13 protein-coding genes are annotated in these 12593 nt (G+C 35.2%); 5 read left to right on the top strand and 8 right to left on the bottom strand.

Translation table 11 applies throughout. The annotated features are described in order from the left end of the window. Position 1: 1 nt before the first annotated feature. Positions 2-754, bottom strand: coding sequence for an NUDIX hydrolase (locus BM383_RS06870; RefSeq protein WP_093024380.1), 753 nt, complete (start codon positions 752-754; stop codon positions 2-4). A gap of 82 nt (positions 755-836) precedes the next feature. Continuing rightward, positions 837-1385, bottom strand: coding sequence for an acyl-CoA thioesterase (locus BM383_RS06865; RefSeq protein WP_093024468.1), 549 nt, complete (start codon positions 1383-1385; stop codon positions 837-839). A gap of 148 nt (positions 1386-1533) precedes the next feature. Here BM383_RS06865 and BM383_RS06860 point away from each other — a divergent pair, with 148 nt between their 5' ends. Next, a complete protein-coding gene (locus BM383_RS06860) occupies positions 1534-2187 on the top strand; it encodes an SDR family oxidoreductase (protein WP_093024467.1) in 654 nt (217 codons plus the stop codon). Between the two features lie 66 nt (positions 2188-2253). Here BM383_RS06860 and rmuC read toward each other — a convergent pair whose 3' ends face one another. The 3 genes from rmuC to BM383_RS06845 form a co-directional block, all read right to left on the bottom strand. Further along, positions 2254-3618 carry a DNA recombination protein RmuC gene (gene rmuC / locus BM383_RS06855; RefSeq protein ID WP_093024379.1) on the bottom strand — a complete coding sequence of 455 codons (1365 nt, stop codon included), beginning with the start codon at positions 3616-3618 and terminating at the stop codon, positions 2254-2256. A 70-nt stretch (positions 3619-3688) separates the two neighbouring features. Further along, positions 3689-4486 (bottom strand): endonuclease/exonuclease/phosphatase family protein, encoded by a 798-nt coding sequence (locus BM383_RS06850; protein WP_093024378.1) that lies wholly within the window; start codon positions 4484-4486, stop codon positions 3689-3691. A 110-nt stretch (positions 4487-4596) separates the two neighbouring features. Then, the gene (locus tag BM383_RS06845) at positions 4597-4959 is read right to left on the bottom strand and encodes a hypothetical protein (RefSeq protein WP_093024377.1); all 363 of its coding nucleotides are present in this window, start codon (positions 4957-4959) and stop codon (positions 4597-4599) included. A 262-nt stretch (positions 4960-5221) separates the two neighbouring features. Here BM383_RS06845 and BM383_RS06840 point away from each other — a divergent pair, with 262 nt between their 5' ends. The 4 genes from BM383_RS06840 to BM383_RS06825 all read left to right on the top strand — a co-directional run bounded on the left by BM383_RS06840 (position 5222) and on the right by BM383_RS06825 (position 7723). Beyond that, positions 5222-6076 carry a hypothetical protein gene (locus BM383_RS06840; protein WP_143106356.1) on the top strand — a complete coding sequence of 285 codons (855 nt, stop codon included), beginning with the start codon at positions 5222-5224 and terminating at the stop codon, positions 6074-6076. Positions 6077-6104: 28 nt separating this feature from the next. Next, a complete protein-coding gene (locus BM383_RS06835; RefSeq protein WP_093024374.1) occupies positions 6105-6389 on the top strand; it encodes a hypothetical protein in 285 nt (94 codons plus the stop codon). Positions 6390-6459: 70 nt separating this feature from the next. Beyond that, positions 6460-7200, top strand: a complete 741-nt coding sequence (locus BM383_RS06830) for a hypothetical protein (protein ID WP_093024372.1) — start codon at positions 6460-6462, stop codon at positions 7198-7200. 52 nt (positions 7201-7252) lie between these two features. Next, a complete protein-coding gene (locus BM383_RS06825) occupies positions 7253-7723 on the top strand; it encodes a hypothetical protein (RefSeq protein WP_093024370.1) in 471 nt (156 codons plus the stop codon). Between the two features lie 55 nt (positions 7724-7778). Here the strand turns inward: BM383_RS06825 and BM383_RS06820 are convergent, their stop codons facing one another. Genes BM383_RS06820 through BM383_RS06810 form a run of 3 tightly spaced genes read right to left on the bottom strand, consistent with a single transcriptional unit; the run spans position 7779 to position 12583 of the window. Next, positions 7779-10142 carry a beta-N-acetylhexosaminidase gene (locus tag BM383_RS06820; RefSeq protein ID WP_093024368.1) on the bottom strand — a complete coding sequence of 788 codons (2364 nt, stop codon included), beginning with the start codon at positions 10140-10142 and terminating at the stop codon, positions 7779-7781. Next, positions 10123-11133, bottom strand: coding sequence for a glycosylasparaginase (locus BM383_RS06815; protein ID WP_093024367.1), 1011 nt, complete (start codon positions 11131-11133; stop codon positions 10123-10125). Before BM383_RS06815 ends, BM383_RS06820 begins: the two co-directional genes overlap by 20 nt. A gap of 22 nt (positions 11134-11155) precedes the next feature. Continuing rightward, the gene (locus BM383_RS06810; protein ID WP_093024365.1) at positions 11156-12583 is read right to left on the bottom strand and encodes a glycoside hydrolase family 125 protein; all 1428 of its coding nucleotides are present in this window, start codon (positions 12581-12583) and stop codon (positions 11156-11158) included. Between the last annotated feature and the right edge of the window lie 10 nt (positions 12584-12593).

Below are 12593 nucleotides of genomic sequence, written 5' to 3'. Positions count from 1 at the left end.
GTTACCAGCTTTCCTGAAAACCACTTTCCAAGGCTTTTTTATAAGTATCTAAGTTGAAAGAATATAAATCGGGTGCTTTGTGTGCTCCACCTTTTCTGGTTTCGTCTAATTTTGTGAGAATGTCATAACGCTTCATCTTTCGGTAAAAATTACCTCTGTTTAGTTCTTTTCCAAGAATTACTTCATATAGTTTTTGAAGTTCTGGCATTGTAAATTTTTCTGGAAGTAAATTCAAACCAACTGGTTTATAATTTAAGTCTCTTCTTAATTGTAATAAAGCTTTATCCAAAATCTCTCTATGATCCATGATCATACCTGGAAGCTCATCAATATCTTTCCATTCACAAGCATTTGAGTAGAAATCAATAGATGGAGTTACTTGTTCAAAATCTATAAGTGCATAATAGGCTATGGATAGAAAACGCTGTTTATGCCACAAATCATCTGGCCACTCATCAAATGCCATTTCAGATCTGTTTACTTTTCCAAACGATTTGAATTGGGTTAAAAATATATCTTTGGCGCCGGTACGCTCTTCCAAAATTCTACTGGCACTTTTTTCAAGATCTTCATCTTTTTGCAAATATCCGCCCGGTAACATCCAATCTTCGTAACCTTTAAGTCTGGTCAACAAAACTTTTAAACTTGCTTTATGAAATCCAAAAACAACACAATCTACCGAAATGCTCGGTAAATAATTCATTTTATAGTCTGGCGACAATTCTAACAGTTTCTTATATAATTCTTGGTTCATAGCGGTTTGTTTAATTATCAAAAATAGGATACTTCTATTTTTAAATCAAATGTTTGCAAGTAGTTTTCTGAAAAAAAATGATTTACAGAAGATCAATTTTCACTCTTTCATTTTTCAATTTCTCCACTGCTTCAATCATATCAAACTTAAAATTCTTTGTAATTTCTTTATGCTGCTTTGACAATTCTTTCAATTGCATAGATCTTGTATAGCGCCTTACATCATTTTTAGTCGTAAGTACAAGACCGGGAACATTCACGCTTTTTCCGTCAGCACTTCTTGCTACCATAGTAAAATAAGAAGAGTTACAATGCTTCACTTTTCCGGTTTGAATGTTTTCAGAATCTACTCGTATACCTACTACCATGCTAGTAGTTCCCACAAAGTTTACACAGGCTTTCATGGTAACCAATTCACCAACCTCAATTGGTGCTAAAAAATTCACGGTATCTACGGATGCTGTTACGCAATATGTGCCGCTGTGTTTACTAGCGCAGGCAAATGCAATTTGGTCCATTAAAGATAAAATATATCCTCCATGAACTTTACCGTTGAAATTGGAAGAAGAAGGAAGCATTAGTTCTGAAAAAGTGACAGCACTTTCAGAAACTTTTTTAAAAGTTGTTTGCATAGTTTTTAGGTGTTCGGGTTCTTTTGATTTGATGAAATTACAAAAAACTATATAACTTTTCATCATACTCTCAATAATGAAACAGGTTAACGGATTGTTAACAGCTATAGTATTTCAAAATTTGTTACTTCAAGAAAAAATAGTTCACATGAAAGTTTTAATTATAGGTGCTCATGGTAAAATAGGGCAAATTGTTTCTAAAAAAATGAGTGAGTCGTCAGAATACGAACCCACTGCTTTTATTAGAAAATCAGAACAAATTCCATTTTTTGAAAATTTAAATATACCTACAGTCGTGGCTTCTTTGGAAGATAGTGTGGAGACGCTTTCTAAAGATATCAAAGGTTACGATGCTATTGTTTTTACAGCCGGTTCTGGTGGTAAAACAGGAGATGATAAAACGCTTGAAATAGACTTGGATGGAGCTGTAAAAACTATGATTGCAGCAGAAAAAACTGGTATTACACGCTACGTAATGGTAAGCGCTGCCTATGCCGATGAACGCTCTAAATGGGATGCAACGGGGATTAAACCGTATTATATTGCAAAGCATTTTGCCGATAAAACTTTGAAGGATAGCAAGCTTCAATATACAATTGTACGTCCTGTAACCTTAACGGATGAACCTGGAGAGGGTACCGTGGGATTAAAGTCTATTGTAGATAGTTTAGAGAAAGAAATTTCTAGAGAAGATGTTGCCGATGTTATCTTAAATAGTTTGAAAGAACCGAATACCATTAGAAAGGTAATTGAAATAAGTGCTGGTGACACTCCAATTGAGAAAGTAGTTAAATCAGCGTAATTAGTATAGGAAGAAAAAGAAAATAAAAAAACAAAAGCCGTTTCGTATGAAACGGCTTTTGTTTTTTTAAAGATCTAAAGTTTCTTCATCTCCAGATCTGTTGATCCATTTTTGATCTATTTGTTTACTTGCTTTGGCGCCCAGTTTTTTCAATTTTTCAACACGTCCTAGTAAATTTCCACGTCCTGTAAGTTTGGTCATCGCACCTGTATAACTATTCTGAACAGTTTGTAATTGCTTACCAACTTTTTCAAAATCATCCAATAACCCCTTGAATTGGTCATACAATCTTCCTGCTTGAATAGCAATATCCATGGCATTTTTATGTTGTTTTTCATTTTGCCACATACTGTCAATAGTACGTAACGTAGCCAATAGAGTAGAAGGTGTTACAATGACAATGTTCTTTTCAAAAGCCCAACTATATAAATTAGAATCTAATTGAGAAGCCGCGGCAAATGCCGGTTCAAGTGGAATGAATAGCAATACAAAATCTGGACTTTCTATTTTGTACAATTCATGATAACTCTTGGCGCTCAACTGTTCTACGTGCTTGCGAACAGAATTCAAATGTTCTTTTAAAAGTGCTGGACGCAAATTTTCATCTTCCTCATTTACATAACGTTCGTAGGCTATTAAAGAAACCTTTGAATCCACAATCATTTTTTTATTGTCTGGCAAATGAATAATTACATCGGGTAAAACACGTTTTCCTTCTTCAGTGGTAAAACTATTTTGTACTGTGTATTCACTTCCTTTTTCTAAACCAGATTTTTCCAAAACGCGTTCCAACACCAATTCGCCCCAATTACCTTGCATTTTGGTATCACCTTTTAAGGCGCGTGTAAGGTTCGATGCTTCTTTGGTAATTTGTTGATTCAGTTCTTTTAAATTTCGTAATTGCTCCGTCATGCTATAATGACGTTTCAAATTTTCTTCGTTAGAATAGTCTACTTTCTTTTCAAAAAGTTGAATTTTCTCTTGTAACGGACCTAAAATATTCTTGATATTTTCTTTATTCTGTTCCGTGAATTTTGAACTTTTTTCTTCGAGAATTTTGTTAGCTAGGTTTTCAAATTCTTTGGTGAATTTCTCCTGAAGTTTTTCCAGCTCTTGTTTTTGCTCTAAAGAACGCTCTTGCAAATGTTGAAAATCGGATTCTTTTTTAGAAAGCTGAACGGCCAAAGCTTCTTTTTCATGACGAAGTTCATACGCTTCTTCTTGCACCATGTCTAACTGCTTTTGAACCTGTGCTAGTTGCAAATTCCACTGTTCTTTTAGCGCCAATTGTTGTGCATCAAAATTTTCTATTTTTGATGTCAATGCTTGCTTTTCCGATTCGCTTTTTGCCTTTGCAATATTTTTACTGATAAGAAAACCTATAACGGCTCCAATAGCTGTGGATACCAATGCTATGATTGCTTCTGTCATGAACTGAAATACTTTTAGAGTTGGTAAAGATAAAAATTATCGCTGTAAAATGTTACGGTAAACAGTAAGCTTACAATTCAATTTCAATCCAAATGGGAATATGATCGGATATATAGTGAGCTTCTGAAAAATCGGTAAAAGATTCATAAAAACGAATTACACCAACAGATTTGAGTACAATATCTTTCTGAATGAAAAAGTTATCATATTCATTCGCCAAACAAGTAGTGGTACATTTGCGCTTTAAAGATGTTTTTTGATTGACCAACGCTTGTTGAAATCCCATGGTTTTCAGAGGACGAAAAACCGTATGCGATTGCGGACAATTAAAGTCACCTAAAAAGACAAGGCGATCATCAGGATAATTTTTCGGAAAGAATTTTAAGTATTTTAATTCAGTTTCTGGTTGTTTACTTTTTGGAATAGCGTGCAGAGAAACCAGCGTAACCATTTCATCTTGATAACAAAACGTAGCCATAAAAGGTTCGCGCTCTATTTCTTCCGCATAAAAGGAATCTAAATGTGGTTTTCCTTCGAGTTTTACGGCAGCAGTTTTAAAAAGAAAAGCATAACGCTCTTTTGAATACGGATCACTTTTGGTGGGATCACTCAATACATAGCTCCATTTACTTCCGGTTCTATTGAGGGCATCGTTTAATTTTGCAATGGCTTGCGGACCACCATAACCCGCTACAACTTCTTGAATGGCTACCACATCAAAATCTTTTAGTTGAGCAGCCATAAATGCAATCTCTTCTGTAGATTTTGTTCTCCCCATATTTTCAATATTCCAACTAGCAATTTTTAGTTGGGCTTGAGCAATAAGAATGCAGCAAAAAAATAGAATGGTTGAGAAGAAAACTTTCATATTGAATTTTTGAAAGGATGAAAATACGCAGATATTCAAAAATCAAAAGAGAGTTAGGAGGGAAGTTATAAACAAAAAGTCCTGAACACGTTCAGGACTTTTTTATAAGATTATTTTGCAATAGACAGCTCTCCGTTTGCTAAAGCTTCTGTTGCGTTTGCAGTAATAGTTTTGTATAGGTTAAAGAACTTTTTACCATCTTGTCTTTGTAGCGTAACAATAGTTTCACCGTTTTCCTGAGTCACTTCAGTTACTAAAACTTTTACTCCGTACAAACGTTTAAAATCTGTTTGCGGCGCTCTTTTTATAAGCGTTCTTGAGCTAGGAAGATCAATGTGTTGGTAATTTCCGTAATGTTCTGGAGCGTTGATTACAAATACATCTCCTTGTTTTGGTGTTGGTTGTTCAATAGGTTGATTTGCAAAAGTAGCCGATACGGTAAAAAGGGCTACAATCCATAATTTTTTAAACATTTTAGTTGAATTCTTTCTTGGTTAATTGGACGTAAAGGTACTTTTAAATTTAGGTTTTGTCCTATGTTATTTTGTTGTTTTTCTATAGTATTTGAGCCCATTTATGATTTAAAAAAATATTTGAATTTCGGAAATAATAGAACTACTAGGGTACAACGTTTTAGGTGTAAACTATCATTTAGGTAATTCTTTTTGTAGGTTTTTTCTTTTAATTAAATGAAAATTCGTAATATTAAGTTTTTAAACCTATAAGTTAGTTATTATGAGTAGAGTTTTATTTCTTATGGCTGCTGTTCTATTTGTTATTCCAACTGCGAAAAGTCAAGATCTGGTATTAAATGGAATTAATTTTGAAAAAGAAGGTTATCACATTTTTGTAACACCTTCTGGTGAAACAGGTTATTTGCCTGAACAGATAGATACACACTTTGAAATGCCAACGTATATATTAACGCTTAATGAAGAGCATTATGCAGGACACCGGAATTCAAATTTTTATTTGATAGATAGTTTACCACTTTTACAGGAACTTCAGGATAACTGGAAATGTACAGATGAAGGTTTAAGTGAAGGTACTCAAAATCAATTTGATTATGTTCTTCAGATTATCAAAGGGAATAGTTTAGAGGAAACAATTTTTATCAATACTAAAAGCAAATTCATGAAATCTTCCAGAAGCGAAGAAATTAGTTACTTCAATTATTCTGAAAGTGCCTGGGAAACTTTGTTCAAAAAATCTAAACGATTGATTCATGAACATTATGCTATCTACGACAAAGAGACTGCTAAAAATCTAACAAAACAATTACAATCTCAAGAACTTTTCAAAATTCATATTTCAGAGAATAAGAATTTAGCATTTAATGATTATCAGGTGACATTTCGGTTGAAAAATGAAGATCAGAATGCTTCTAATATGTTGAGTGAAGAAGTAAGAAAGAAATATCAAATAATACCATTACCAACCTCTACTTTCGATCATCCTATTTATGCCGTGAGAAAAGAAAGTAAACAAAGTTTTGAAGAGCTTCAGCAAGAACTTCCTGCTATAGAAATTGTTGATGCTCATCAATATTCAGGATATCAAATGAAGATTGATGCTTTTATTTGGCCTTAAGAATTAGAAAATAATTTGTTTCAAGAATATGTTACTACTCATCATCGCAATTGTTTCGGTTTTGCAATCAGGAGTTTACCTTTTACTTGGTAAAATGGGATGGCAGCGTCTGCTATGGTTGGTGCCGCTGTTGTTTTGGGTAGGATATTTATTTTTGTTACCAAAACTTCTCATACCCGAACCAAGTCCTGATGGAATTAATTGTGGTTTACCGGTTTTAGCCATTTATCTAGGTTGTTGGATTTTCGGAACCATTACTGTTTGGAGTGTTCATTTTTGCCATAAAATGATTGTCAGAATATTTTTAAAATGAAATAAACCTGTTGCAAAGTAAAACTTTTCGGCATTATAATTGTTTTCAGTAGTTGCATAAAAATGGACTTATGAAACTACCATTACTAGTGGGGCTACTATTTCTTTTTGGTTGTAAAAATACTTCTCCGAAAGAGGAAGAAATTGTGAAGAAATTACCTTTTACTGCACAAGAATTGCAATTGTTACAATCAGATATGCCAGCGGAAGCTACTTATGATTTTTCGTTAGATCAAGAAGAACAATTTCGGAGTATAGCGCTGCAAGTAGATAGGGATATCTGTAGTGGAAGAGCTATTATTTCAACAGCATTCCATTTTACAGATCATGAAAGTTTAGATCTCATGCTGTGGTATGATCATTTATGTCCTAACCATTCGTACAATTTGCCACCAAACTGTTTTCCTCCCATAGATATAACGGTTAATTGTAAGAGTAAAAATGAAATATTGCTCAATTACCAAGTGGTGAATTTTGATGAGTTGATTGATTCTACTGTAATTGAATTAAAGAATAATCATGAACTGATAAAGCGTGGAGATATCATATTTACCATTAAGTGGGATCATCTAAAATCTGAAGAAAAACAAGATATTTTGATAGAATTGATGAAGGCATATATTCATTACAGTGATACTGCGGCACAAGAAATCTTTCAAAAATCCTTAAATGAGTTAGATGATAATCAGATAAAAGAACTTAAGACCAAAACCCATTTTGTATTTCAAATGTTGGATAGCGATGTATTGCCACCTCCGCCTCCTTCAATAATAGAAATAATACCGTTAGAAGATGAGTTAACAATTAATTAATGCAACGTTTTTAGAAATTCAGCATCTCTTAGCTAAATCATAAAACGGACTCATGAAATTAATGGTATGTATGTTCCTTTTTTTAGGAGGAATAGCTCTTGGAAACGCGCAACAATATGCGTTGAAGATTGTTAATTTAAAAAATGGTACTGAAAAAATTATCAAAGAAAATAGAAGAGTTAGACTTAAAACTATTGACGGTGATAAATATACAGGACGTTTACATTTTCAAGATGCAGATGTTTTAAAAATTAAAGGTGTTGTGATTCCTGTTAGCAAGATAAAAAAGATTAAACGGCATCCCTTATTACTGAGTATTATTATTGACGGTACGTTGTACTATTCCGCTGCCGCTTTTTTATTTACTGGCTTATTTTTTAGTGCGTTTATGCAAGATAGCTCATACTTAGCCTTACTATTTCCCGGAGCTCTGAGTACTGTTGCAGCTGCTTTTAGTCCCAGTATTATTCCGGCCTATAAATTAAAAAATGGATGGAGCTATGAGGTCATTCAGGTTGAATAATAAAAAAGATCGTTTGCTAATTGTTTATAATAGCAAACGATCTTTACATATTAAATTATTCCACTACAATTTCATCTAGGAAGATAAACGATCCGCCACCCAAACCGGTTTTATAATTATTGGCTACAATTTTCAGGTATTGAACTTCTTGTTTTTTCAGTTCTAGATCAAAAACATATTTGCTTCTGTTTGCATTTTTTGTAAAGGGACGTTTCAACTGTGTTTCATCCGTAAAATGTTTACCATCTTTGGAAACCCAAACCGTTACAGCAGTCGGAAAATTGATTCCTGAACCTTGACTTTCCAAAGCGCTCACCTGTACATTGTGAATTAATGTTTGTTCGCCAAGATCAATGATGGCCTCCATATCACTATCTAGCCAAGCTTGCCATTTTCCATCATGAAAATCGAGACTTCCACCCAAACCATTTACCAAAGTAAAAGGTCCGCTTCCGCGATAAGCTCGGTAAGGTTGTTTTGTAAAAGTGATGTTTTTTCCTAAAGCTTTGTGCAACTGATAGTGTTTTTTAAATTCAGCACCGTAGGGTTCTCCGTCTTTGAAAACCGCAGCTTTTAGAGTACCACTTTTGGTAATCATAATGCTATCAGTATATTTTTTAGCAGCCTTATCTACTTCACTTCCGTCTAGCGTATATCGAATATCTGCATTAGGAAATTCGGTAGTTAACTTTACAACAATCGCTTTTTGAGCAATAGCAGCGCTGTCGTTTGCCATAATACTGTAGGCGCTTTTTGCATAATTGATGTCTCCAAAAGCATAACGTTGCATTTGAACCTGAACTCTTCTGGAAAAATCAGGCCAATTCTTTTGCTCCTTTTCACTCCATAAAGCTTCTGACATTGCAGAAAGTCTAGGATACAACATATATTCACTATGAGTTGTTGTTGGAATATATTCTGACCACAAATTTGCTTGTCCGCCCAAAATGTGACTGGCTTGCTCGGTGCTCATGCTGTCTACCACCGGATCAAAAGTATATACTTGACTCAAAGGAGTGTAGGCATTGAAAGCCTCTGGTTCGCTATCTTGCGGACCTTGATAGTAATCAAAATAGCAGTGCGAAACAGGTGTCATAATCACGTCGTGACCTTGTTCACTAGCTTCCCAACCACCTTTGAAACCGCGCCAGCTCATCACTGTGGCTTCAGGAGCAAGACCGCCTTCTAGAATTTCATCCCAACCAATCATTTGCTTATTTTTTGAAACAATGTATTTTTCAATACGTTTCATAAAATAACTTTGTAGTTCGTCAACATCAGAAAGTTTTTCAGTTTTGATACGTTCTTGACAATGCGGACATTTTTTCCATTCGGTTTTGGTAGCTTCGTCACCACCAACATGAATATATTTCGAAGGGAAAATGGTCATAACTTCATCAAGTACATCTTCTAAAAATTCAAACGTACTGTCTTTGCCGGCGCAATAAATATCTGTGATAGGCCAAATACTTCCTGATGGAACCATAATGGGTTCTCCGGTACAAGAAAGTTCTGGATACGCGGCAATGGCACTCATTACATGCGCAGGCATTTCTATTTCAGGAATCACTTCAATTCCTTTTTTCTGAGCGTAAGCTACAATTTCTTTGAGATCTTCTTGAGTGTAATAACCACCATAAGTAGCTTTTTCTCCCAATTCTGGAGTGCGCCGAGAGCGCCAATTTACACCTTCTTGATCTACTCGAAAGGCACCAACTTCTGTTAGTTTTGGATATTTTTTAATTTCAATTCGCCAACCTTGATCGTCTACCAAGTGTAAATGAAGTGTATTCATTTTATGAAAAGCCAGTTCATCTATAACTTCTTTTACATATTCTTTTTTGAAGAAATGACGAGAAACGTCTAACATCACACCGCGCCAAGAAAATCTTGGTCCATCTGTGATTTGGACGTTTGGAATAGCCCAGGTTACTTTTGAAACTACCGAAGTACTTTCAATTTGTGGAGGTAACAATTGCAAGATACTTTCCAAACCGTACAAAGCACCATTGTAATCGGAAGCTTTGATGTTGATATGATTTGAAGTTACCTGAAGCTCGTAATGTTCTGGAGCCAAAGATGTATCTTTTTTAATAGAAATATAGTTTTCTTCCGACAGGGAAGAAGCCGTATTTATAGTAATTCCAGCTGCGGAATGAAATGGTTGTTGTAAAATTTCAGCAAGTGGAAGCCATTCCTTTTCAGCAATGTATACTTGTGTTTTATCGGTAAACAAAAAAGCACCTTCATTTAATTTTACAGCATTAGGTTTTGGTACAATATTGATGTCCTGAACCGTAAAAGTTAGCTGTTTCGCATCAAGTTGAGCTTCCTGTTTACATGCTGCAAAAGCGCCAAAAAGAGTAATTCCTAAAGCAACTTTAGCAATAGAAGAAAAATTAAATTTTGAATTCAGCATCCGTGAGTTTATTTCCGTTTTCTTTATCAAAAGTAGCGTAGTTAAATCCTTTTCTTAAACAATAGCCACCCGTTTCACCATACTTATTCATGGCAATAAAACCAACTTGTAAATAATCAAATTCTGGTTGGTTTCTGTGTTTTTCGTAGATGCGTTCTACAATTTCTTTACAAGCTTCTTGTGGAGATCTTCCTTGACGCATTAACTCAACCACCATAGCGCTTCCGGAAGTTCTAATAATAGCTTCTCCCAATCCCGTTGCAGCGGCAGCGCCAACATCACTATCCAGAAATAATCCGCTACCAATAATTGGGGAATCACCTACACGGCCATGTATTTTCCAGGCAGCCCCACTTGTGGTACACGCAGCAGAAAGTCGGCCTTCTTCATCCATGGCAATCATGCTTATGGTGTCGTGATTTTCTATGTTGATGACAGGTTTGTATTCTGATTTTTCAAGCCATTCTTTATAGGCTTTTTTCGCATCGTCAGTAAGAAGATCTTGTTCTTTAAAACCTTTTTCCAAAGCGAATTGTTTTGCTCCAGCACCTACCAACATTACGTGCGGTGTTTCTTCCATCACTTTACGTGCCACAGAAATTGGGTGCATAATATTTTGAAGAAATGCTACCGAACCAGCTCTGCTGTTATGATCCATAATACAAGCATCCAAGGTAACGTTTCCTTCTCTATCTGGCCAGCCACCGTAACCCACGCTTGATACTTTTGGGTCTGCTTCTGTAATACGGACTCCTTGTTCCACAGCGTCTAAACTGTATCCACCTTTTTCAAGTATTTTTAAAGCTTCTTCGTTGGCTGCTAATCCATGATTCCAAGTAGAAATAATGGATGGTTTTGTTACTTTTTTATTGGTACTTTTAGTTGTTTTTTCGGTTGGTTGTGCTGAGGTTTCACAGGCTAGAAGGGAGGTGCTTCCAACGGCAATGGTTCCTAAAGCTGCTTTTCCTATAAATTTTCTTCTGTTGATCATGATATCGTTTCTAAGATGGAATTTATATTTCTTTAAGTATGTGAGGTCTTTCTTGATACGTTTTTAAAATCAATTCTCCGAATAATGTATTTGCCCAAGCAAACCATGGTCTTTCAAAAATTTTCGGATCGTCTTTATGAAATACTTCATGCATAAATCCTGTTCCGCCATGTGTAGCGATTAAGGTTTCAATACAATCTTTAACTTCAGCATCGTCCGTACTGGTTAAAGCTTTCATGGTAATACTCATTGGCCAAATAAGGTCTACTCCTTTGTGCGGACCACCAATACCTTCGGCTGCGGTTCCTTTAAAAAACCACGGATTATCTAAACTCCAAACAAAATCTCTAGTGTTTTTGTAGATAGGATCGTCGGCTGGCATAGCACCCAAATACGGTAAAGCCAGTAAACTTGGTACATTAGCGTCATCCATGAATAGATTGTTTCCGTAACCATCAGTTTCAAAAGGGAAAATATTTCCGTATTTACCATGCGAAACAATTGCATATTCTTTCAATGCATCATTTACTTCATCGGCTAATGCTTTACATGCTTTAGCAAATGTGTGGTCTTTTACAACTTCCGTAAAAATTTCATCTAATTGGTTTAATGATGTAACTGCAAAAAAGTTAGATGGAATTAAGAATAAGAAGGTACAAGCATCGTCTGAAGGTCTAAACCCAGAAGCAATTAAGCCTACCGGTTTTATTGGGTTTCCGTAACCTCTACCTGGCATAGTATCGGTATCATGTTCTGTTTTTCGCATGAAAGAATACGGACCTTTATCTTCTTTACGTTGTTGCTCTTTAAATGTTTTTACAACAAGTTTCATGGCTTCTTGCCACTTACTATCAAAAACGGATGTATCTCCTGTTGTTTTCCAGTAATGATATGCCAAACGAATTGGGTAACAAAGCGAATCTATTTCCCATTTGCGTTCATGCAATTCGGGTTTCATGTCTGTGTTGTCACTTTCCCATTCGCTTCCTGTTGGGCCGTCGTTAAAAGCATTGGCATACGGATCTATAAGAATACACTCAGTTTGTCTGTTAATTACACCCGCAATAAGATCTTTTAATTCATCATCTTCATCTGTCAATGAAAGATAAGGCCAAACCTGTGCACTACTGTCACGTAACCACATGGCGTGGATATCTCCTGTAATGACAAAAGTATCTGGTTTTCCATTGATCTCTTTGTACTCAACAGTAGTGTCTAATGTATTTGGAAAACAGTTTTCGAATAACCATGATAATTCAGGATTTTTAATCGTTTTTTTCACCTCTTTAATGGTTCTTTCTACTGCTTTACTTGTAAAATTACGCTCTTTTAAAGGTGGCCTTTTTGAAGTGAAATTATCTCCTAAAATAGAAGCATTAAGAATATGAGGTGCCACAGTAACACCTGCTAGCATTAATGAGTTCGACTTTATAAAATCTCTACGTTTCATGGTAATTTGT

This window comes from Pustulibacterium marinum (assembly GCF_900116665.1).
Classification (GTDB): domain Bacteria; phylum Bacteroidota; class Bacteroidia; order Flavobacteriales; family Flavobacteriaceae; genus Pustulibacterium; species Pustulibacterium marinum.
This window is presented reverse-complemented; position numbering and strand designations above follow the sequence as displayed.

Excerpts from the sequence above, each read along its gene's own strand:
- BM383_RS06815 (WP_093024367.1), bottom strand. The coding sequence starts at position 11,133 with ATGATCAACAGAAGAAAATTTATAGGAAAAGCAGCTTTAGGAACCATT.
- BM383_RS06810 (WP_093024365.1), bottom strand. The coding sequence starts at position 12,583 with ATGAAACGTAGAGATTTTATAAAGTCGAACTCATTAATGCTAGCAGGT.
- BM383_RS06865 (WP_093024468.1), bottom strand. The coding sequence starts at position 1,385 with ATGCAAACAACTTTTAAAAAAGTTTCTGAAAGTGCTGTCACTTTTTCA.
- BM383_RS06835 (WP_093024374.1), top strand. The coding sequence starts at position 6,105 with ATGTTACTACTCATCATCGCAATTGTTTCGGTTTTGCAATCAGGAGTT.
- BM383_RS06860 (WP_093024467.1), top strand. The coding sequence starts at position 1,534 with ATGAAAGTTTTAATTATAGGTGCTCATGGTAAAATAGGGCAAATTGTT.
- BM383_RS06870 (WP_093024380.1), bottom strand. The coding sequence starts at position 754 with ATGAACCAAGAATTATATAAGAAACTGTTAGAATTGTCGCCAGACTAT.
- BM383_RS06825 (WP_093024370.1), top strand. The coding sequence starts at position 7,253 with ATGAAATTAATGGTATGTATGTTCCTTTTTTTAGGAGGAATAGCTCTT.
- rmuC (WP_093024379.1), bottom strand. The coding sequence starts at position 3,618 with ATGACAGAAGCAATCATAGCATTGGTATCCACAGCTATTGGAGCCGTT.
- BM383_RS06850 (WP_093024378.1), bottom strand. The coding sequence starts at position 4,486 with ATGAAAGTTTTCTTCTCAACCATTCTATTTTTTTGCTGCATTCTTATT.
- BM383_RS06845 (WP_093024377.1), bottom strand. The coding sequence starts at position 4,959 with ATGTTTAAAAAATTATGGATTGTAGCCCTTTTTACCGTATCGGCTACT.
- BM383_RS06840 (WP_143106356.1), top strand. The coding sequence starts at position 5,222 with ATGAGTAGAGTTTTATTTCTTATGGCTGCTGTTCTATTTGTTATTCCA.
- BM383_RS06820 (WP_093024368.1), bottom strand. The coding sequence starts at position 10,142 with ATGCTGAATTCAAAATTTAATTTTTCTTCTATTGCTAAAGTTGCTTTA.
- BM383_RS06830 (WP_093024372.1), top strand. The coding sequence starts at position 6,460 with ATGAAACTACCATTACTAGTGGGGCTACTATTTCTTTTTGGTTGTAAA.